Annotated in this window: 13 protein-coding genes and 4 tRNA genes; all 17 read left to right on the forward strand. The window is 63.1% G+C overall.

Annotation, left to right across the window (positions count from 1 at the left end):
* Positions 1 to 39: 39 nt before the first annotated feature.
* The 17 genes from brnQ to ACTNB2_RS00970 all read left to right on the forward strand — a co-directional run bounded on the left by brnQ (position 40) and on the right by ACTNB2_RS00970 (position 19,527).
* On the forward strand, positions 40 to 1,398 hold the full coding sequence (gene brnQ, locus ACTNB2_RS00890) for a branched-chain amino acid transport system II carrier protein (protein WP_441041654.1): 1,359 nt from the start codon (positions 40 to 42) through the stop codon (positions 1,396 to 1,398).
* 91 nt (positions 1,399 to 1,489) lie between these two features.
* Positions 1,490 to 1,566: transfer RNA gene (locus ACTNB2_RS00895), tRNA-Pro, on the forward strand.
* Positions 1,567 to 1,572: 6 nt separating this feature from the next.
* Positions 1,573 to 1,646, forward strand: a tRNA-Gly gene (locus tag ACTNB2_RS00900).
* A gap of 316 nt (positions 1,647 to 1,962) precedes the next feature.
* Positions 1,963 to 2,217, forward strand: coding sequence for a hypothetical protein (locus ACTNB2_RS00905; RefSeq protein WP_427727528.1), 255 nt, complete (start codon positions 1,963 to 1,965; stop codon positions 2,215 to 2,217).
* 11 nt (positions 2,218 to 2,228) lie between these two features.
* The gene (locus tag ACTNB2_RS00910; RefSeq protein ID WP_441041652.1) at positions 2,229 to 2,429 is read left to right on the forward strand and encodes a hypothetical protein; all 201 of its coding nucleotides are present in this window, start codon (positions 2,229 to 2,231) and stop codon (positions 2,427 to 2,429) included.
* Positions 2,430 to 2,468: 39 nt separating this feature from the next.
* Complete coding sequence (locus tag ACTNB2_RS00915; protein WP_441041650.1) at positions 2,469 to 3,308, forward strand: formate/nitrite transporter family protein; 840 nt, start codon at positions 2,469 to 2,471, stop codon at positions 3,306 to 3,308.
* A gap of 140 nt (positions 3,309 to 3,448) precedes the next feature.
* Positions 3,449 to 4,906: an L-seryl-tRNA(Sec) selenium transferase gene (gene selA / locus ACTNB2_RS00920; protein ID WP_441041648.1), complete on the forward strand. Its 1,458-nt coding sequence runs from the start codon at positions 3,449 to 3,451 to the stop codon at positions 4,904 to 4,906.
* Complete coding sequence (gene selB, locus ACTNB2_RS00925) at positions 4,903 to 6,870, forward strand: selenocysteine-specific translation elongation factor (protein WP_441041647.1); 1,968 nt, start codon at positions 4,903 to 4,905, stop codon at positions 6,868 to 6,870. Before selA ends, selB begins: the two co-directional genes overlap by 4 nt.
* Positions 6,871 to 6,906: 36 nt before the next feature.
* A tRNA-Sec gene (locus tag ACTNB2_RS00930) sits at positions 6,907 to 7,003 on the forward strand.
* 350 nt (positions 7,004 to 7,353) lie between these two features.
* Positions 7,354 to 8,709, forward strand: a complete 1,356-nt coding sequence (gene gdhA, locus ACTNB2_RS00935) for an NADP-specific glutamate dehydrogenase (protein WP_154515369.1) — start codon at positions 7,354 to 7,356, stop codon at positions 8,707 to 8,709.
* A gap of 133 nt (positions 8,710 to 8,842) precedes the next feature.
* Positions 8,843 to 9,745: an FAD binding domain-containing protein gene (locus tag ACTNB2_RS00940; protein ID WP_441041645.1), complete on the forward strand. Its 903-nt coding sequence runs from the start codon at positions 8,843 to 8,845 to the stop codon at positions 9,743 to 9,745.
* Positions 9,745 to 12,576 carry a molybdopterin-dependent oxidoreductase gene (locus tag ACTNB2_RS00945; protein ID WP_441041643.1) on the forward strand — a complete coding sequence of 944 codons (2,832 nt, stop codon included), beginning with the start codon at positions 9,745 to 9,747 and terminating at the stop codon, positions 12,574 to 12,576. Before ACTNB2_RS00940 ends, ACTNB2_RS00945 begins: the two co-directional genes overlap by 1 nt.
* A gap of 270 nt (positions 12,577 to 12,846) precedes the next feature.
* Positions 12,847 to 12,930, forward strand: a tRNA-Leu gene (locus ACTNB2_RS00950).
* Positions 12,931 to 13,018: 88 nt separating this feature from the next.
* Positions 13,019 to 14,320 (forward strand): trigger factor, encoded by a 1,302-nt coding sequence (gene tig, locus ACTNB2_RS00955; protein WP_370450562.1) that lies wholly within the window; start codon positions 13,019 to 13,021, stop codon positions 14,318 to 14,320.
* 163 nt (positions 14,321 to 14,483) lie between these two features.
* On the forward strand, positions 14,484 to 15,104 hold the full coding sequence (locus tag ACTNB2_RS00960) for an ATP-dependent Clp protease proteolytic subunit (RefSeq protein WP_022095182.1): 621 nt from the start codon (positions 14,484 to 14,486) through the stop codon (positions 15,102 to 15,104).
* A 1-nt stretch (position 15,105) separates the two neighbouring features.
* Positions 15,106 to 16,521: an ATP-dependent Clp protease ATP-binding subunit ClpX gene (gene clpX, locus ACTNB2_RS00965; protein WP_427794736.1), complete on the forward strand. Its 1,416-nt coding sequence runs from the start codon at positions 15,106 to 15,108 to the stop codon at positions 16,519 to 16,521.
* 309 nt (positions 16,522 to 16,830) lie between these two features.
* Positions 16,831 to 19,527 (forward strand): valine--tRNA ligase, encoded by a 2,697-nt coding sequence (locus tag ACTNB2_RS00970; RefSeq protein ID WP_441041185.1) that lies wholly within the window; start codon positions 16,831 to 16,833, stop codon positions 19,525 to 19,527.
* The last annotated feature ends 188 nt before the right edge of the window (positions 19,528 to 19,715 follow it).

The following is a 19,715-nucleotide window of genomic DNA, read 5'->3' on the forward strand; positions in this document are numbered from 1 at the left end:
TGCCCGTCCCGTTTTTGTTTCGACCCGAAAGGTGGTCCCATGGCCTCATCCGCCCCGCGCGGCCTGCGCTCCGACCATGTCGTTACCGTCGGCATCGCCCTGTTCTCGATGCTCTTTGGCGCCGGCAACCTCATCATTCCGCCGCTGCTGGCGCTGCAGGCAGGCTCTGCCACGCCGCTCGCCATGCTCGGCTTTCTCATCGCCGCCATCGGTCTGCCCGTCATGGGCTTTATCGCCGTGGCGCTTGCCGGAACGGCGCGCGAGCTGGCCGGGCGTGTGCATCCTAAATTTGGAGAATTCTTCGTTGCGGCGGTGTATCTAGCCATCGGCCCGTGCCTGGCTATTCCGCGCACGAGCTCCACGGCCTTCGAGATGCTGGTACCGCTGCTGCCGGAGGGCGTCTCGCTCGGCACGGCTCGCCTGGTGTTTGCCGTTGGCTTCTTTGTCGTCGCGTTTGCGCTCACGCTGCGTCCGGGCGTTATCACGCGCGTGCTCGGCCGCATTACGGGCCCCGCGCTCATTGCGCTCATCGTGCTGGTCGTGGGTGCCGCCGTGGTCTCGCCGTTGGGTCCCGCTGGCGCGCCGCAGGCTCCCTACGACGCAGGCGCTGCCGTGCAGGGGTTTTTGACCGGCTACCAGACCATGGACCTGCTTGCGTCGCTCGCCTTTGGCATTATCATCGCCGAGACCATCCACGAGCTGGGCGTGACCGATGACAAGCGCGTGGCCTTCGAGATTTCGCGTTCCGGTGTGATCGCCGGCGTGCTCATGGCCATCATCTACTGCGGCCTGGCGCTTGCCGGCATGCAGCTCGGCACGGTTGTGCCCGATGCCACCAACGGCGCCGCCATCCTTGCCCGCTCTGCCTCCATACACTTTGGTCTTGCCGGCACGATCGTGGTCTTTGCGATCTTTTTCCTCGCCTGCATGAACGTGTGCATCGGCCTCATCAGCTGCTGCTCGCGCTACTTCTGCGAGACGTATGTGGTCGAAGGGGGAGCGGAGGCTTCCGAGGAGGCTATGCGCCGTCCCTTTGCGGTTCTCGCCTTTGTGTTCGCGGCGTTTTCTTGCGTGCTCTCCAACGTGGGTCTCGACGCGATCCTCATGTTCTCGGTGCCCATGCTCAACGCCTTGTATCCCGTTGCCATCGTGCTGGTGCTTATGGGCCTGGTGCACGGTTTTTGCGATGCGCATCCGCGGGTGTGGGTTTGGGTCGGCGGCGTCGTCGCGGTGCAGAGCGTAATCACTTCGGTCCGTGATGCGTTCTTTACGGGCGCGTGGCTGCCGTTCGATGCGCTGCCGCTGGCGGATATTGGAGCCGCGTGGGCGCCGGCCGCCGTTGTGGCGTTTGTGATTGGCCTGCTCCATAGCCAGTTTGTCACACATTCGAGGAGCTAGGGTATCGTCGCTTGCACAGGAGAGAAGTCTCCCCTATAATTTCCTTCGCTTTGGGACACGCAAGGTTTAGACCTTAGCTGCTCAACACCTTCGGGACGTGGCGCAGTTTGGTAGCGCGCCTGCTTTGGGAGCAGGATGTCGCAGGTTCAAATCCTGTCGTCCCGACCATATCTTGCGGGCGTAGTTCAATGGTAGAACCCCAGCCTTCCAAGCTGATGACGCGGGTTCGATTCCCGTCGCCCGCTCCATAGGATAGTTTTAACGGCTTTGGCTCCATTTGGTGCCAGAGCCGTTTTCATAAGCGTGCCGGGCGACGGGAATCGAACCCGGCAGGGTGCGAAGCTGAGAAAATGCGTGAGCATTTTCCAGCGCAGCACGCAAGGGCCAATGGCCCGCAGCGAAACAAGGGTTTGCGAAGCAAACCCTTGGACTTTCCGTCGCCCGCTCCATAAGATTGATGAATGGCTCTGCTTCCTTTTGGAAGCAGAGCATTTCCATATACCTGCCGTGGACCCCACATCCCCTCCTAAGTTGCGGTGAAATACGGACTGTTTTCCGGCTTTTATGGCCCATGTAGTCCGTATTTCACCGCAACTTGCACCTGAGCTTCAGGTTGAGATTGCTCGGCCAGGAAACGCCGGCTATTATCTGGCAGATTATGGTTGGCACGTGCCGTCGCTACTCGAGGCCTGCGATGCGCTGCTCGACGAGCGCGGTTTTCGCGGGTCGGCCAAGGCCGGCATCTCGGTGTTTGACGACGACTTTGGCCTGCATGCTCAGCAGGTGGCACCATCCGCCTGCTCGACAAACGCGACGTAGCCCGCAAGTCGATGTTCACCACGCATTCGCTCCCTTTGTCGATTCTGATCGAAGAAATCGAGCAATCGTGCGATGATATCTTCTTCATAGGGATTCAGCTGGGCGACACGGAGTTCTACAACCCCATGTCCCCGGAAGTCTTTGACGCCGTGTACGACGCCGTGGCCGCCAACGACTTTTCCCACTTTGTCCGCTTGGGACAGGAGCTGTAGCAGCGCTTGTCCCTGGTGATTAGGAAAGAAGTGATTGACATGGCAGATTCCAAGGTGGAGTACCCTGCTCCCGATTGCCTGGCGCCCGCCGCGATCGAGGCCAAGACCGAGGCCGCCGGCGTGACCAAGGCTAACCTGCCGGTCGATAAGGCCTTTCTGTTGGCAATGTTCGCCGGTGCGTTTATCGCCTTCGGCGGTCTGTTCTTTACGGTGTTTTTGAGCGACAGCACGCTGGGCTGGGGTGCCCAGCGCGTCGTGGGCGGCCTGTGCTTTTGCCTGGGCCTGGTGCTGGTGCTGGTGTGTGGCGCCGAGTTGTTCACCGGTAATTCGCTTATGGTCTGCGCTCTCAAGAGCAAAAAGATCACCCTGGTCCAGATGCTCAAGGCTTGGGTCGTCGTGTGGCTTGGCAACTTTGCCGGTGCCCTGTTCATCGTCTTTTTGGTGTACATGGCCGGCGTTTACAAGCTCAACGGCGAGGCGGTCGCCAATTCCATGGTGAGTGTCGCCGCCGGCAAGGTGACGATCGACTGGCTGACGATCTTCTTCCGCGGCATCCTGTGTAACATCTTTGTGTGCCTGGCCGTGTGGATCGGTACCGCCGGCAAGACCGTGGTCGATAAGGTCGTGGGCATTCTGCTGCCCATCGCCGCCTTTGTGGCCTGCGGTTTTGAGCACTGCGTTGCCAATATGTACTTTTTGCCCATGGGTGCCGTGATGCACGCGTGCGGCTATGGTGCCGACGTCGCCGGCGCCGATGCGCTCAACGCCGCGGGCATTGCGTTTAACCTGTCCGCCGCCACGTTGGGCAACATCGTGGGCGGTGCGGTTCTGGTCGCGCTCGGCTACTGGTTTATCTACGCCAAGAAGTCTGAGGCGTAGGGTACCGTCTGTTTGACGTTGGACCTCCCGCGGGGCGTCGCCGTGCGAGGATAATAGCGATTGATTGACTCAGCCGATCGAATCGGCCGATAGTTTGACGTTCGAACGATTGATTCACCTTTGGTTTTGAAAGGCCGCACATGAGCGATAGCCAGAACATGTCCGATGAGGTTCGCGCCCGCCTGCGCGCCATTCCCTCCGTCAACGAGCTGCTCGCCGAGTGGCCGGTAGTGAAGGCGGCGGGGGAGACCTGCGACGCGGTGGTGCATGCCGCCGTCACGGCCGAGCTCGACGAGGAACGCGCCGCCATTCGCGCCGGTGCCGCCCCGCGCTCTAAGCGCGACCTGGCCTCGGCGATCGAGTGGCGTGCGCACCGCTCCGCGCTGCCGAGCCTGCGCCCTGCCGTCAACGCCACGGGCGTGGTCATCCATACCAACTTGGGCCGCGCCCCGCTCGCGGAGTCGGCGGCAAAGGCCGTGGCCGAGGTTGCGCGCGGGTACAGTACGCTCGAGTACAGCGTGGACACCTGCTCGCGCGGGTCGCGCAAGGAACACGCCGCGCATCTGATCCGCTCGCTCACCGGTGCCGAGGACGCGCTTGTGGTCAACAACAACGCCGCCGCGGTGCTGCTGGTGCTGGCGACCCATGCCGCAGGCAAGGAGGTCATCGTTAGCCGCGGCGAGCTTGTCGAGATCGGCGGCAGCTTTCGCATCCCCGATGTCATGGCGTCTTCGGGCGCCAAGCTCGTCGAGGTCGGCGCCACCAACCGCACGCACCTAGCAGATTATGAGCAAGCCATCACGCCCGATACGGCCATGATTTTCAAGGTCCATCCTTCCAACTATCGCATCGAGGGCTTTCACGAGGAGGTGAGCTCTCGGGAGCTTGCGGCGCTTGCTCACAAGCATGGCCTGCTGTTCTATGAGGACCAGGGGTCGGGCGCGCTCCTGCCCGATGACATCCTGGTGCGAGGTGGCGAGGAACCCACGCCGGCTTCGGTCGCGGCGGGGCTCGATATCGTGTCGTGCTCGGGCGATAAGCTGCTGGGCGCGGCGCAGGCGGGCATCATCATGGGCCGTCGCGATCTGGTCCAGGCTTGCGGCGCACATCCGCTCATGCGCGCTCTGCGTCCGGGCAAACTGGCTCTGTCGGCGCTCGAGGCCACGCTGCGTATCTACATGGACGGCGCCGATGTTGCCCATCGCGATATTCCGGTGCTCAGCATGCTTACGCTGCCGCAGGCCCATTTGGAGCGACGTGCCCGCAAGCTGCGCGATCGTATGGTCGCCGGGCTCGATAAGGCCGGTTGCCCGTGCGCCGTTCAGGTGGAGATCGTCGAGGAATCGTCGACCCCCGGTGGCGGCTCGCTGCCTACCATGGAGCTGCCCACGATGTGCGTTGCCGTGCGTCTTGTTGACGCGCGCCTGACGGTCGATGCGCTCAAGCGCTCGCTTGTCCAGGACTTCGACACGCCGGTCGTCACGCGAACCTCGCACGATCGCATTTTGTTTGACGTCCGTACGCTCGTGGGCGACCGCGATATCGAGACGGCGGCGTCGACGCTTGCCGCATGCGTTGAGAAGGCGCTTGCTCGATGAGTGAGGTCCACGCGCTGGTGGAGTGTCCCGTTATCGTTGGCACGGCGGGCCACGTCGACCACGGTAAGTCGGCATTGATCGAGGCACTGACCGGCAAGAATCCCGACCGTCTGGAGGTTGAGCGTCGTCGAGGTATGACCGTTGAGCTTGGCTTTGGCGAGCTGGCGCTGCCGAGTGGCAAGATTGTCGGCCTGGTCGACGTGCCTGGCCATGCCCACTACCTGCGCGCCATGGTGCAGGGCGCCACGGGTATCGACGTGGCCGTGCTGGTGGTTTCGGCCGTCGAGGGCGTGATGCCGCAGACCCGCGAGCACGTGCATGTGCTGGAGCTGCTGGGCGTTACGCATATGGTGGTCGCGTTGACGATGTGCGACCTGGCCGATGCCGAGATGACCGAGCTTGCCGAGCTCGATGTCGATGACTTTTTGTCGGGTACCGTGTTTGCGGGCGCGCCGATTGTGCCCGTGTCGTCCAAGACGGGCGAGGGGATCGACGGGCTGCTTGCGGTGCTCGACGAGCAGGTAAGTGCCTGCTGGGATGCTTGCCGCGACCGTTCCGATCGGAGCGATGCCGCGTCTCGCCTGCCGATTGACCGCTGCTTTACGATCAAGGGTGTCGGCACCGTCGTTACGGGAACGCTGCACGATGCACCGGTTGCTGTGGGCGACGAGCTGATGGCTTTGCCGTCGCGTACGGTCTGTCGTGTGCGCGGGATTCAGGTGCATGGCGATACGCCGCGCGCGCTGCCTGGGCAACGCGTGGCGCTTAACCTGGTCGGTGACGGTGTCGCGGCGCTTGACCGTGGTGAGATGCTGGGCGTGGCGGGTCGCTTTGGTCAGACGTTGCGCTTTATGATGACGTTTACCTACCTGGGCCGCGAGGGCGCCAAGCCGCGCGTGCTCGAGTCGGGCGCGCGCGTGCACGTGATGGCCGGCACGGCCGAGGTCATCGGCCGCGTCATGCTTTTGGAGGGCGAGGCCCCCATGGCGGTGGGCGAGACCCGTACCGTGCAGGTGCGCCTGGAGGAGCCATTGCCGCTGCGCGCCGGAGACCATGCCGTGGTGCTGTCGTATTCGCCCGTTATGCTCATCGGCGGCGGGCGTGTGCTGCTTTCGCGCTGCCGTCGCTCACGCGAGCTTTCGGCCGGCGAGCGTGCGCTGTTTGCGGCGCTTGAAGCCGGCGATGCCGTTGCTGGCGTAGACGCGTGGCTGGCGCTGCAGGCGCTGCCGGTTGCGGCGGCTGATGTTGCCGAGGCGCTCGATCTTGTTGCCGGTGAGGCCGATGCCGCACTGGGCGAGTTGGTGGCGCGAGGTGTTGTTTGCGAGCTTGCCGGCTCGGGCGGCACGTTGTATGCGAATGGCGCCGTGCTCGATGCCGCCATGGACGTGCTGGCGGCGACCCTGTCTGCCATGCACGCGGCGGCTCCCAAGGAGACGGGTTTTACGCCCGGCGCCGTTGCCCATGCTGCGTGGCCTGCCGCCGATGAAGACGTTGCCGCGGCTCTGATTGCCGAGGGCTGCTCGCGTGGCGTGTGCGCCGCCGAGGGCACCGAGGTGTTCGACCCGCACTCCGCTGCTGCCGCGGCGCGTGTGGTGCGCGAGGCGTGTGAGCGCATTGTGGCGCTGCTCGACGGGGCCGGCCTCGATGCGCCGACGCTGCCCGAGGTGGGTGAGCGACTGCAGCTCGACCGCGACACCATGACGCGCGCCCTGCGCGAGCTTTCGCTCAACCGCTCGATCGTTAAGGTCGAGCGCGACGTTGCCCTGTCTGCCATCTCGGAAGCCCATGCGCGCGAGCTTGTCGCCGCTGCCATTGAGGCAGCCGGCGGCGCTGCCACCACGAGCGTGCTGCGCGAGGCGCTGGGCGTGTCGCGCAAACGTGCCATCAGCATCTTGGAGCACCTGGATGCCGTGCGCTTTACGGTGCTCGACAAGGAAGCCGGTGGCCTGAGGTCCCTGCGCTAGACTGGCTGCTCGGTTTGGTAAAATACCGCCGCACTTGGGAACGGATGGGCTCCGGTGGGCTCCGCGGTCCTCAAAACCGTTGCGAGGCGTGCAAAACGTCTTGGATGTGTTCGATTCACATACGTTCCCGCCACACTCCTACCAGCGCTTTTGTGCTCGCGGTCTTGCTGCGTGCCGCAAAGGCGCTGTTTTGTTTTTGTGCGGGTCGGCCGTGTCGTCTGTCTTGCCGCCGGTGTGCCCGGGCGCATCATGTGTCCCCAATGTGGTGGTTTGGAACATGTGGACGAAACAGCTTCGAAACACGCGATTTGTACGTCGGGTGCTCAAAAACGCTTCTACCTGCATCGTAATCAAAACGAAACATCTGCTCGTCGGCTTATGCGAAACTTTGCTGCAACAGTGCGATATTATCCATACACGATAAAGTTCGCGGCGCATAGGGTGCCGTGACCGACATTTTCGTTTCCCATCATTGGAGGAAGCATGAGCTACACGCAGAAAGTTCTCGAAGAGCTCAAGGCCCGCTATCCCGAGCAGCCTGAGTTCATCCAGGCCGCGACCGAGATCCTCGGCACCATCCAGCCGGCGCTCGATGCCCACCCCGAGTACGAGGAGGCCGCCCTGCTGGAGCGCCTCGTCGAGCCCGAGCGCATCGTCATGTTCCGTGTTCCCTGGGTCGACGATCAGGGCAAGGTTCAGGTCAACCGCGGTTACCGCGTCGAGTTCAATTCTGCCATTGGACCCTACAAGGGCGGCCTGCGCTTTAACCCGACGGTCACCCTGGGTATGCTCAAGTTCCTGGGTCTGGAGCAGATCCTCAAGAACAGCCTGACCACCCTTCCCATGGGCGGCGGCAAGGGCGGCTCCGACTTTGACCCCAAGGGCAAGTCCAACAACGAGATCATGCACTTCTGCCAGTCCTTCATGACCGAGCTCTATCGCCACATTGGCCCCAACACCGACGTTCCCGCCGGCGACCTGGGCGTTGGCGGCCGCGAGGTTGCCTACATGTTCGGTCAGTACAAGCGCCTGACCAACGAGTGGACCGGCGTCCTTACCGGCAAGGGCCTCTCCTTTGGCGGCTCGCTCGCCCGTACCGAGGCCACCGGTTACGGTCTGGTCTACTTTGTGGATGAGTACCTCAAGAGCCGCGGCGACTCCTTCGAGGGCAAGAACGTTGTCGTTCACGGCTCCGGTAACGTCGCTATCTACGCGGTCCAGAAGGTCGCTCAGCTCGGCGGCAAGGTGCTCGCCTGCTCCGATACCCACGGCTGGGTCGAGGATCCCGACGGCATCGACTACACCGTGCTCGAGCACGTCTACAACAAGAAGCGCTCCGGCCACGACAAGGGCGTCACGCTCGCCATGTATGTTGACGAGAAGCCCAACGCCGTGTGGCACGAGGGCGACGGCCGCGGCGTGTGGCAGCTGCCCTGCGATATCGCGCTGCCCTGCGCTCGCGAGAACACGCTGCTGCTCGAGGACGCCCAGGCGCTCGTCGCCAACGGCTGCAAGGTGGTCGGCGAGGGCGCGAACATGCCCACGACCATCGAGGCCACGACTTACTTCCAGGAGAACGGCGTCGCCTTTATGCCCGGTAAGGCTGCCAACGCCGGCGGCGTGCTCGTGTCCGGCCTGGAGATGAGCCAGAACGCCGAGCACCTGTCCTGGACCTTCGAGGAGGTCGACGGCAAGCTCGAGCAGCTCATGCGCGGCATGTTCCACAACGTGGACGACACCGCCAAGGAGTACGGCCAGGAGGGCAACTTTGTCATGGGCGCCAACATCGCCGGCTTCCTGAAGGTCGCCGACGCCATGCTCGCCCAGGGCGTCTGCTAAATCTTCGCTCGACATAGCATGTGATGAGGCTCCCAGCCATCAGGCTGGGAGCCTTTTTCTATGGTGGCGAGGGCTGTGCTCCCTCGTTTGGTACACTTAGAGGTACTGGACAAGTGAAGAGATGGGGGAGAACGTGCTCAAGTTCGGTACCTACGTTCGCGTTGGAAACGCGGCCGAAGCCTATGAGCTCTTACAGAAGAACCGCAACAACAAGATTGTGGGCGGCGGCATCTGGATGCGCCTGGGTTCGCGTCGCGTGGCGACGGCGATTGACCTTTCGGCCTGCGGACTCGATCAGATCGAGGAGACCGAGACCGAGTTTCGCATCGGTGCCATGTGCACCCTGCGCCAGCTCGAGCGCCATGCCGAGCTCAACGCGCTTGTCAACCATGTCTTTGAGTTCGCCGTCCACGATATTGTGGGCGTGCAGCTGCGCAACACCGCCACGGTGGGCGGCAGCATCTACGGTCGCTTTGGTTTCTCGGACGTGCTCTCGGCCTTTTTGGCGCTCGATTCGTACGTTGAGCTGACGGGTGCCGGCCGCGTGCCGCTCGCCGAGTTCGTGGATATGGGCTACGTGCGCGACGTGATCGAGCACGTGGTGGTCGTTAAGCACGATTACCGTGCAAGCTACGAGGCCGTGCGCAAGGCCGCGACCGACTTCCCCTCCTTAAACGTCACCGCCGCCTGGTGGGACAACAGCTGGCATGTCACCGTGGGTGCCCGCCCGCTGCGCGCGACCCTGCTGCAGGGCGAGGCATGTGGCCTGGTGAGCGAGCAGCCTTCCGAGGACGAGCTGCGCGCCCTGGCCGCGTCCGTACGCGCGCTGAGCTACGGCACCAACCTGTGGGGCTCGGCCGACTATCGCCGTTGCATCTCGGCGCCGCTTGCCGTGCAGGCCGTGCGTCGCGCCGCCGGCATCGAGCTTTCGGCCTCGCTTGCCCGCGAGCTCGAGGGCGTGCAAGTGCCTAAGTTTGCCACGGACGAGTATTCCTGCCGCCGCGTGCCCGGCGTCGATTCTAGCGAGGTGCGCTAATGGCTGCCAAACTCATCGATCTTTCCTTTACGCTCAACGGCCGCAAGGTCAAGGTTCAGATTGCCCCCGACACCATGCTCTTTGCGCTGCTGCGCGAGCAGGGTTGCGCCTCGGTGCGCTGTGCCTGCGAAACCACCAACTGCGGCCTGTGCACGGTGTGGCTCGACGGCGACCCGGTGCTGAGCTGCTCGGTTCCCGCTGCGCGCGTCGAGGGCCGCTCCGTCACCACGCTCGAGGGTCTCAAGGCCGAGTCCGAGGCGCTCGCCCACGCAATGGCTGCCGAAGGTGCCGAGCAGTGCGGTTTTTGCGCCCCCGGCCTCATCATGAACGTGCTGGCGCTTGCCCGCGCTGCCAAGGAGGACCCGAGTCTCGTCGCCACGCGCGAGGAGCTCTCGCGCCAGCTCGCCGGCAACCTCTGCCGTTGCAGCGGCTACGAGAGCCAGCTGCGCGCCATCGTCCGCTTCCTTAACGAGTCCGGCGTGCAGGTGGGCTTTGAGATGCCCGAGCTTCCGGTCAACGACACCAGCTGCGATGGCGTCTCGTACAAGCAGATCACCCATAAGCAGCCCAAGAAGGACTCGAAGGCCCTGCTCGAGGGGCGTCCCGTCTACACAGGAGACCTGGTGCCCGCCGGCGCCCTTATCGTCAAGCTCAAGCGCAGCCCGTATGCCCGTGCCAAGATCCGCTCCATCGATACGTCGCGCGCCCTGAAGGTGCCCGGCGTGGTGGGCGTCTACACCTACGAGGATGTGCCCAAGCGCCGCTTTACCATCGCCGGCCAGAGCTATCCGCAGCCGAGCCCCTACGACCGCCTGATCCTCGAGAACCTGGTGCGCTACCAAAACGAGGAGGTGGCGATCGTCGCCGCCGAGACCGAGGAGGCCGCCGACAAGGCACTCAAGCTCATCAAGGTCGACTACGAGGTGCTCGAGCCCCTGCTCGACTTTACCCAGGCGCTCGATAACGACATCGTGGTCCACCCCGAGGGCGACGTGACCTTTATGTTCCCGCAGGGCGGCGACGTTGCTCGCAACCTGGTGTGCAGCGGTACCAGCGATTTTGGCGACCTGGACGAGGCCTTCGCCCAGAGCGACATCGTCTTTGAGCGCACTTACACCAGCCAGGCCACGCAGACCGCGCCCATGGAGACCTTCCGTGCCTTCGCGACGACCGACGCGTTCGGCCGCATCTCGGTGACCACCTCCACGCAGGTGCCCTTTCATGTGCGCCGCATGGTCGCGCAGTCGCTCGACATTCCGCAGTCGCAGGTGCAGGTTATTAAGCCGCGCATCGGCGGCGGCTTTGGCTCCAAGCAGACGGGCTGCTGCGAGATCTTCGTGGCGTTCGTGACGCAGCAGACTGGCCGTCCGAGCTATTGCTGCTACACCCGCGAGGAGACCATCACTGCGGGCAACTCGCGTCACCAGATGCAGATGACCGTCAAGCTGGGCGCCATGAAAGACGGCACCATCACGGCCATCGACCTGCACACGTTGTCCAACGCCGGCGCGTATGGCGAACATGCCACCACGACGATCGGCCTCTCGGGCCACAAGAGCCTGCCCATCTACAACCACGTGAAGGCGAGCCGCTTTAGGTGGGACGCCGTCTACACCAACACCAACCGCGGCGGTGCGTATCGCGGCTACGGCGCCACCCAGGGCCAGTTTGCCGTGGAGAGCGCCGTCAACGAGCTCGCCGACATGCTGCACATGGATCCCGCCGACCTGCGCCTTAAGAACATCGTGCGCGAGGGCGAGATTATGCCGCAGTACTACAACGAAAAGCTCAACGCCTGCGCGCTCGACCGCTGCCTGCTGCGTGCGATGGACATGATCGGCTGGCGCGACAAGCCGCTGGCCGTGGACCTGGGCGACCGCGTGCGTGCTCTGGGCTGCGCGCTCACCATGCAGGGCTCGGGCATCTCCAACGTGGATATCGGCGGCATCGACATGCGCCTGGAGGAGGACGGCTTCATTACCATCGGCACCGGCGCCACCGATAACGGCATGGGTGTCGACACGATCCTGGCGCAGATTGCCGCCGAGGAGCTGGGCGTGGAGAGCTCGCTTATCGTGGTGCGCGGCGTGGACACCGACGTCTCGCCGTTCGATGCCGGCTCGTACGCGAGCTCGGGCACGTACGTGACGGGCCTGGCAGCCAAGAATGCCGCGACCGAGCTGCGCGAGAAGATCTGCGCCAAGGCCGCCCAGATGTGGGACGTGGACGCCGCCGACGTGGTCTTCGACGGCCAGTACGTGCGTCTGTCTGACGAGCGCGCCGCTCTCGAGTGCGGCCGCTACCTCACGCTGCGCGACTTTGCCAACCTGTGCGTCAAGAACATCGCGGGCGGCGACGCGCTCACCTCGCATGCTTCTGCCTGCCTGCCCGTTTCGCCTCCGCCGTTTATGGCCGGCATTGCCGAGGTCGAGGTCGACAAGGCCACCGGCAAGGTGACTGTGGTGGACTATGCGGCGGCTGTGGACTGCGGCACCGTGATCAACGAGGCACTCGCGCGCGTCCAGGCCGAGGGCGGCATTGCCCAGGGCATCGGTCACGCACTCTACGAGATTGTCGAGCACGACGACCGCGGTCGCCTGCGCACCGGTAACTTTATGAGCTACAAGCTGCCCACGCGCCTGGATATCGGCAGCATTCGCGTGGCCTTTGAGCCGAGCTACGAGCCGACGGGCCCGTTTGGCGCCAAGTCGATCGGCGAGGTCGTCATCAACACACCGCTCGCCGCCGTTGCCTCGGCCGTGGCGCACGCCACCGGCCACCAGGTTCGCTCGCTGCCGATCACGCCCGAGAAGGCCCTGCTGGGGGAGTAGGCGAGGCGCGGCAGCCGCCGGTCTTTGGCAAGCCCGAGGAAACTGCAGCCCACTTTTCAACCGAATTGTGGGCTGCGGGAGATAGCCGATGGGGGTAGCTAATTTGGGACGGGGCTTTTTTAGCTACCCCCACAAGCGGGGTAGCTAAAAAAGCCCCGTCCCAAATTAGCTACCCTGTTCCGCTGTAACTCGTGGTGAGGTCGTGGGCCTAAAAAGGTGTGCGTGCGCTTGCCGTTCGTATCTGCTATCATTCCTAGTCTGTGCGCTCATGCGGGCGTGGCGGAATTGGTAGACGCGCCAGATTTAGGTTCTGGTGGGATTCCCGTGAAGGTTCGAGTCCTTTCGCCCGCACCAACGCACCTGCGTCGGCCTCGGCCGTCGCGACACTTTGTTGCATAAAGGTACCAGCACCTCAGATAAGCTGGGCAGTATGAGGAGGAACGTGTTGAACATCACCGCTTCTGACGTCAAGGACGCCAAGCTCACCGCTACGGTCACCATTCCGGCCGCCGACGTCGACGCCGCGATCAAGAAGGCCTACAAGGACACCGCCAAGAAGTACCGCTTCCCGGGCTTCCGTGCCGGCAAGGCTCCCCGTCCGGTCATCGACGCTGCTCTTGGCGCCGAAGCCACCCTCGCTCAGGCCACCAACGATCTGATCGCCGCCAACGAGCCCGCCGTCCTCAACGAGCTGGACATCGTCCCCACCAAGAACGGTGACTACAAGGAGCTCGACCTCGCCAAGGATCACGAGGACTACACCTACACCGTCGAGTTCTCTCTGCGTCCTGCCGCCGAGCTCTCCTCCTACGACGCCGTCGAGATCGAGATGCCTCCCGCGGAGGTCACCGAGTCCGAGATCAACAACCAGGTCGAGATGCTCCTCAACTACCGTGCCACCTTCGAGGACGTCGAGGATCGTGCCGTCGAGGCCGAGGACTACGTTACCGTCGACCTCAAGGCCGTCGAGAACGCCGACAACTTCGCTGCCGAGGGCCGCATGCTCATTGCCGGTAGCGACAGCAACCCCAAGGAGTTCAACGAGGCTCTGATCGGTGCTAACGTCGACGACGTCAAGACCGTCACCTGGACCGACGAGGTCGAGGATGGCGAGGAGGCCGAGACCCACACCGTCGAGGTCACCGTCAAGGGCATCAAGGTCCGCAACACCCCCGAGCTCACCGACGAGCTTGTCAAGTCCGACTTTGGCTTCGACAGCATCGACGCTATGCGCGACGCCATCAAGCTCGAGATCGAGCAGGACAAGGCTTCCCGCCTTCCGGCCGAGAAGGAGAACCGTTGCGTCGCCGCTCTCGCCGAGCGTCTGCAGCTCGAGGAGATGGACGCCGACTACGAGCAGTCTGTCTTTGAGGAGCTTGGCCAGAACTTCCTGTCCAACCTCGCTGCCCGCGGCATGACGCTGGACACCTGGCTGCCCGCTTCCGGCCTGACCATGGAGCAGTTCATCGGCGACCTGCACAAGCAGGCCAACGACGTTGCCCGCGAGTCCCTGGCGCTCGACGCCCTCGCCCGTGAGCTCAAGATCGAGGTCACCGAGGACGACGTCAACGCCGAGTTCGAGAAGGCCGGCGTCAAGGACGTCGAGGCTTCCAAGGCCGAGTTCATCGCCGATGGACGCATGCCTGCCGTCCGCGAGTCCATCCGTCGCTCCAAGGCCGTCGACCACCTGGTCGAGAACGCCAAGGTGACCGAGGTCGACGAGACCGCCAAGGACGCCGAGTAATTCTCGCCACCTTTCCCGCGAGCGCATGCAGGCGCCCGTGATGGGGTAAAGTTATAAACCGGTTATTCGGTTGCTTCGTACGGTGCCAGCCAATGCATAGCATGCGGGCACCGTTCGTTTATCTAGAACCAATTTGGTCCGCAAGAGAGAAATGGAGATGCGTATGATCGCTAAGTTCGATTCCGCCCTCGTGCCATACGTTATCGAGCAGACGCCGCGCGGCGAGCGCAGCTACGATATCTATTCGCGCCTGCTCAACGACCGCATCATCTTCTTGGGCGAGGAGATCAACTCCGTCAGCGCCAACCTGGTCGTTGCCCAGCTGCTGCATCTTGAGAGCCAGGATGCCGAGAAGGATATCTCGCTCTACATCAATTCGCCCGGTGGCGAGGTCTACTCCGGCCTGGCGATTCTGGACACTATGAACTTTATCAAGCCGCAGGTCTCCACCATTTGCGTCGGTATGGCCGCGTCTATGGCCGCCGTGCTGCTTTCGGCCGGCGCCAAGGGCAAGCGCTTCTGCCTGCCGCACTCCAAGGTCATGATTCACCAGCCCAGTGGCGGTGCCCAGGGTCAGCAGACCGAGATCGAGATCGTGGCCGAGGAGATCAAGAAGACCCGTCGCGAGCTCAACCAGATCTTGTCCGACGCCTCGGGCCAGCCGATCGAGAAGGTCCAGGCCGATACCGAGCGCGACAACTACCTGACCGCTGCCGAGGCGCTTGACTACGGCCTGATCGACCGTATCGTCACCTCGCGCGATCTTGCCGCGAAGGACGCCTAGGATGGCCGGTAACATGCAGGACAACTTTGACGAGAACGGCAACCCCATCCGCTGCTCCTTCTGCGGAAAAGAGCAGGGTCAGGTGCGCCGCCTTGTAAAGGGCCCCACCAACATCTTTATCTGCGACGAGTGCGTTGCCGCCTGCTCCGAGATCTTGGAGGAGTCGCTGGCTTCGGACTTTATGGATGCCGCCTGCAACGGCAAGCTGCCGGGCTTCCTCAACGACCACGGTCAGGCTGCCGGGCAGCCTGCCATGGATCCCGAGCCCGAGGGCTTTGAACTCGAGGACGACGTACGTCAGGTCATCACGCACGTGCCGACCCCGCACGAGATCTATGACGAGCTTTCGGCCTATGTCATGGGTCAGGAAGACGCCAAGCGCGCCATGTCGGTTGCCGTGTACAACCACTACCGTCGCGTGATCGAGGGCGGCGCCGCGCTTTCGGCCTTTGACGAGGCCTCGGGTGCGGGTTCGCGGCTCGACGACGATATGGACGAGGTGGAGCTCGCCAAGTCTAACATCTTGCTGCTCGGTCCCACCGGTACCGGTAAGACCTTGCTCGCCCAGACGCTCGCGCGCATCCTCGAGGTGCCGTTTGCCATCGCCGACGCCACCGCACTCACCGAGGCCGGTTACGTGGGCGAGGACGTGGAGAACATCCTGCTCAAGCTCATCAATGCTGCCGATGGCGATATCGAGCGTGCGCAGGTCGGCATCATCTACGTGGACGAGATCGACAAGATCGCCCGCAAGGCCGAGAACCTCTCCATCACCCGCGACGTTTCGGGCGAGGGCGTTCAGCAGGCGCTGCTTAAAATCCTTGAGGGTACGGTGGCAAGCGTTCCGCCCACCGGCGGCCGCAAGCACCCCCAGCAGGAGCTGCTGCAGATCGACACGACCAATATCTTGTTTATCTGCGGCGGTGCCTTTGTGGGTCTGGACAAGATTATCGCCGATCGCGTGGGCAACAAGGGCGTGGGCTTTAACTCCGAGATCGCCGGCCCCACCTCGGTCGACGAGAACGACCTGCTGCGTCAGGTGCTCCCGCAGGACCTCAACGCCTTTGGTATGATCCCCGAGTTTGTGGGACGTACGCCCGTCGTCACCCAGACACAGGCGCTCGACGAGGACGACCTGGTGTCGATCCTGACCGAGCCAAAGAACGCCGTTGTGCGTCAGTACCGCAAGATGTTCCAGCTCGAGGACGTTGAACTTGAGTTTGAGGACGCCGCCCTGCACGAGATTGCCCGCATGGCGCTTGCCCGCAAGACCGGCGCCCGCGGCCTGCGCTCCATCTGCGAGGACGTGCTGCAGCAGACGATGTTCGACCTGCCGAGCGAGGAAGGAGTCGCCAAGGTCATCGTGACCGAAGCCTCCGTAAAGGGCACGGAACAGCCCCAGCGCATCTACGGGTAAACCTGCCAAAAAGGGACAGGTTTATTTTGGCAGGTTTTATCAGGGAGAATGATGTTTGCCCATATAAAACCGACCAAAATAAACCTGTCCCTAAATGGTAGGTTTCGCAAATGCGAATTTGAATAGCCTCCGACCACCCGCGGTCGGAGGCTATTTTATATATACGCAATAACCCCAACTACCTGTGTTATTCTGTGTGTTTGTTTAAGCCTCAGCAAAGTCGTATCAGACTGAAGTAATCGATACCTAAGGGGAGGAATGCAGACCCTGGCGGGCCTACATTCCTCCCCGGTGGGACGGGAGAGATATATGGAAGAGATGCCCAAAAACTACGATCCGTCGACCAACGAGCCGGCGATCCTGCAGAAGTGGCTCGACGGCGGCTACTACAAGCGCCGTGAGGGCGTGGGCGACTGCACTGTCACCATTCCGCCTCCCAACGTGACCGGCAAGCTCCACATGGGTCATGCCACCGACGACTCCATCCAGGATGCCATCATCCGCATGGCCCGCATGCGCGGCAGGTCCACCCGCTGGGTGCTCGGTACCGACCACGCCGGCATCGCCACGCAGACCAAGGTCGACAAGAAGCTCAAGAGCGAGGGCATCAGCCGCCTGGAGATCGGCCGCGATAAGTTTGTCGACGCCTGCTGGGATTGGACCCACGAGTACGGCGGCATCATCGTCGAGCAGATCAAGCGTATGGGCTGCTCCGTCGACTTTGATAACGAGCGCTTTACCATGGACGAGGACTACGCCCAGGCCGTGCGCAAGGTGTTCTGCGACTGGTACCACGACGGCCTGATCTACCGCGGCAAGCGCATCGTCAACTGGTGCCCCAACTGCACCACCGCCATCTCGGACGACGAGGCCGAGTACAAGGACGAGAAGGGTCACCTGTGGCACCTGCGCTACCCGCTGACCGAGCCGGTCAACGGCCAGGACTACATCGTCGTCGCCACTACGCGTCCCGAGACCATGCTCGGCGACACGGGCGTGGCCGTCTCCCCGAAGGACCCCGAGAAGGCCGCCTTTGTGGGTAAGACCGTCAAGCTCCCCATCGTCGACCGTGAGATCCCCATCTTTGAGGATTGGCATGTCGACGCCAACTTTGGCTCCGGCTTTGTCAAGGTCACCCCGGCCCACGACCCCAACGATTACGCCATGGGTCAGGCCCACGACCTGCCGCAGATCAACATCTTTGACGAGCATGCGGTGGTCGTCGAGGGCTACGGCGAGTTTACCGGCATGACCCGCGAGGAGTGCCGCGAGGCCGTCATCAAGTGGTTTGAGGAGCACGACCTGCTCGATCACGTCGAGGATCACGATCACTCCGTCATGCACTGCTACCGTTGCGATGCCGCACTGGAGCCGTGGCTGTCCGAGCAGTGGTTTGTGGCCGTCGACAAGCTCAAGGGGCCGGCGCTCGATGCCGTCAACTCCGGCAAGGTGACCTTCCACCCCGCGCGTTGGACGCAGACCTATACCACCTGGATGGAGAACCTCAAGGACTGGTGCATCAGCCGCCAGCTGTGGTGGGGCCACCGTATTCCCGTGTTCTACTGCGAGGACTGCGGCTGGGAGGATGCCCTTACCGAGGACACCGACGTGTGCCCTAAGTGCGGCGGTCATCACGTGCATCAGGACGAGAACGTGCTGGACACCTGGTTCAGCTCGCAGCTGTGGACTTTCGCCACGCAGGGCTGGCCGCAAAAGCCGGAGCTGCTCGAGGGGCATCACCCCACGACGGCACTCGTCACCGCGCGCGATATCATCGCGCTGTGGGTCGCCCGCATGGTCATGAGTTCGCTGTACTTCCTGGACGAGGTGCCGTTTAAGGATGTCGTCATCTACCCGACGATTCTTGCCAAGGACGGCAGCCGCATGTCCAAGTCCAAGGGCAACGGCGTTGACCCCATGGACCTCATTGGCATGTACGGTGCCGACGCCATGCGTTACAACCTGCTGACGCTCTGCACCAACAACCAGGACGTCAAATTTGACGCGAACATCGATAAGAAGACCAAGAAGCTTATCGACAGCCCGCGTACCGAGCAGGCCAAGTCGTTTGTGACCAAGATTTGGAACGCCAGCCGCTTCCTGCTTATGAACATGGAGGGCTACACGCCCGGCGAGCCCGTCGTAGAGACGCCGGCCGACGCCTGGATGTTCAGCCGTCTGGCCAAGGCCGTCAAGATGGTCACCGAGGGCATCGAGAACTACACCTTTGGCGACATGGCCCGCGGCGTTCAGCAGTTCTTCTGGAACGAGGTCTGCGACTGGTACGTCGAAGTCACCAAGGCGCGCCTGAAGGGCGAGGGCCGTCTGCAGGCGCAGCGAAACCTGATCTTTGTGCTCGATACCTCTATTCGCCTGATGCACCCGCTCATGCCGTTTGTCACCGAGGAGATCTGGGACAACATGCCGGCGAGCGTGCTCGACCTGGACGCCGAGGGCGACGTGGACCGCGCCGAGGCGCTCATGATCGCCAAGTGGCCCGAGCCCGCCGACTATGTCAAGTATGTCGACGAGGACGCCGAGCGCGCGTTTGAGCTGTGTCGCACCGTCGTTTCTGCCGCCCGCGCCACGCGTTCGCGTTATCGCCTGAGCCCCAAGGCCGAGCTCGACGTGGTCGTGCGTGCCGGTGCCGAGGACATCGAGAAGCTCGAGAGCCTGCGCTCGACCATCGAGCCGCTGGCCAATACCGCCTCGCTGGTCATGGGTACCGATGTTGAGAAGCCGGCTGCGAGCATCGCCGTGGTCGACAGCGGCGTCGAGGCCTTTGTGGTACTCGAGGGAAAGGTTGACCTTTCGGCCGAGAAGGCACGTCTGGAGAAGGAGATTGCCGCGGCCCAGAAGGAGCTCGCCGGCTGCGAGAAGACGCTCGCCAACGAGGGCTTTGTGGCCAAGGCCGCGCCCGCGGTGGTCCAGAAGAAGAGGGACCGTGCAGCTGAGCTCAAGGAGATCCTGGAGGCGCTGACTGCTCAGGTTGCTGACTTCTCGTAGGCGTTACTGGGGGACGCGGTTTGGGGCATTGCTCGCTACTGCGGACAGTCCTGCTCGCACGAAGGCCACATTAAGTGGCCTTCGGCTCGTGCGGAACTTGTATCGAGCAAAGCCCCAAACCGCTCCCAGGTCGTTTACGTGGTTGTTTGCAACTGGTGGGTTAGGCCACTTGGCTGTGGCCTTGATTC

Origin of the sequence: Collinsella sp. HCP28S3_G2 (assembly GCF_052065125.1) — a bacterium.
In the GTDB taxonomy this organism is placed as follows: domain Bacteria; phylum Actinomycetota; class Coriobacteriia; order Coriobacteriales; family Coriobacteriaceae; genus Collinsella.

Coding starts and splice junctions, on each gene's coding strand:
- brnQ (WP_441041654.1), top strand. CDS start 40: ATGGCCTCATCCGCCCCGCGCGGCCTGCGCTCCGACCATGTCGTTACC.
- ACTNB2_RS00905 (WP_427727528.1), top strand. CDS start 1,963: ATGGCCCATGTAGTCCGTATTTCACCGCAACTTGCACCTGAGCTTCAG.
- ACTNB2_RS00910 (WP_441041652.1), top strand. CDS start 2,229: ATGTTCACCACGCATTCGCTCCCTTTGTCGATTCTGATCGAAGAAATC.
- ACTNB2_RS00915 (WP_441041650.1), top strand. CDS start 2,469: ATGGCAGATTCCAAGGTGGAGTACCCTGCTCCCGATTGCCTGGCGCCC.
- selA (WP_441041648.1), top strand. CDS start 3,449: ATGAGCGATAGCCAGAACATGTCCGATGAGGTTCGCGCCCGCCTGCGC.
- selB (WP_441041647.1), top strand. CDS start 4,903: ATGAGTGAGGTCCACGCGCTGGTGGAGTGTCCCGTTATCGTTGGCACG.
- gdhA (WP_154515369.1), top strand. CDS start 7,354: ATGAGCTACACGCAGAAAGTTCTCGAAGAGCTCAAGGCCCGCTATCCC.
- ACTNB2_RS00945 (WP_441041643.1), top strand. CDS start 9,745: ATGGCTGCCAAACTCATCGATCTTTCCTTTACGCTCAACGGCCGCAAG.
- ACTNB2_RS00960 (WP_022095182.1), top strand. CDS start 14,484: ATGATCGCTAAGTTCGATTCCGCCCTCGTGCCATACGTTATCGAGCAG.
- clpX (WP_427794736.1), top strand. CDS start 15,106: ATGGCCGGTAACATGCAGGACAACTTTGACGAGAACGGCAACCCCATC.
- ACTNB2_RS00970 (WP_441041185.1), top strand. CDS start 16,831: ATGGAAGAGATGCCCAAAAACTACGATCCGTCGACCAACGAGCCGGCG.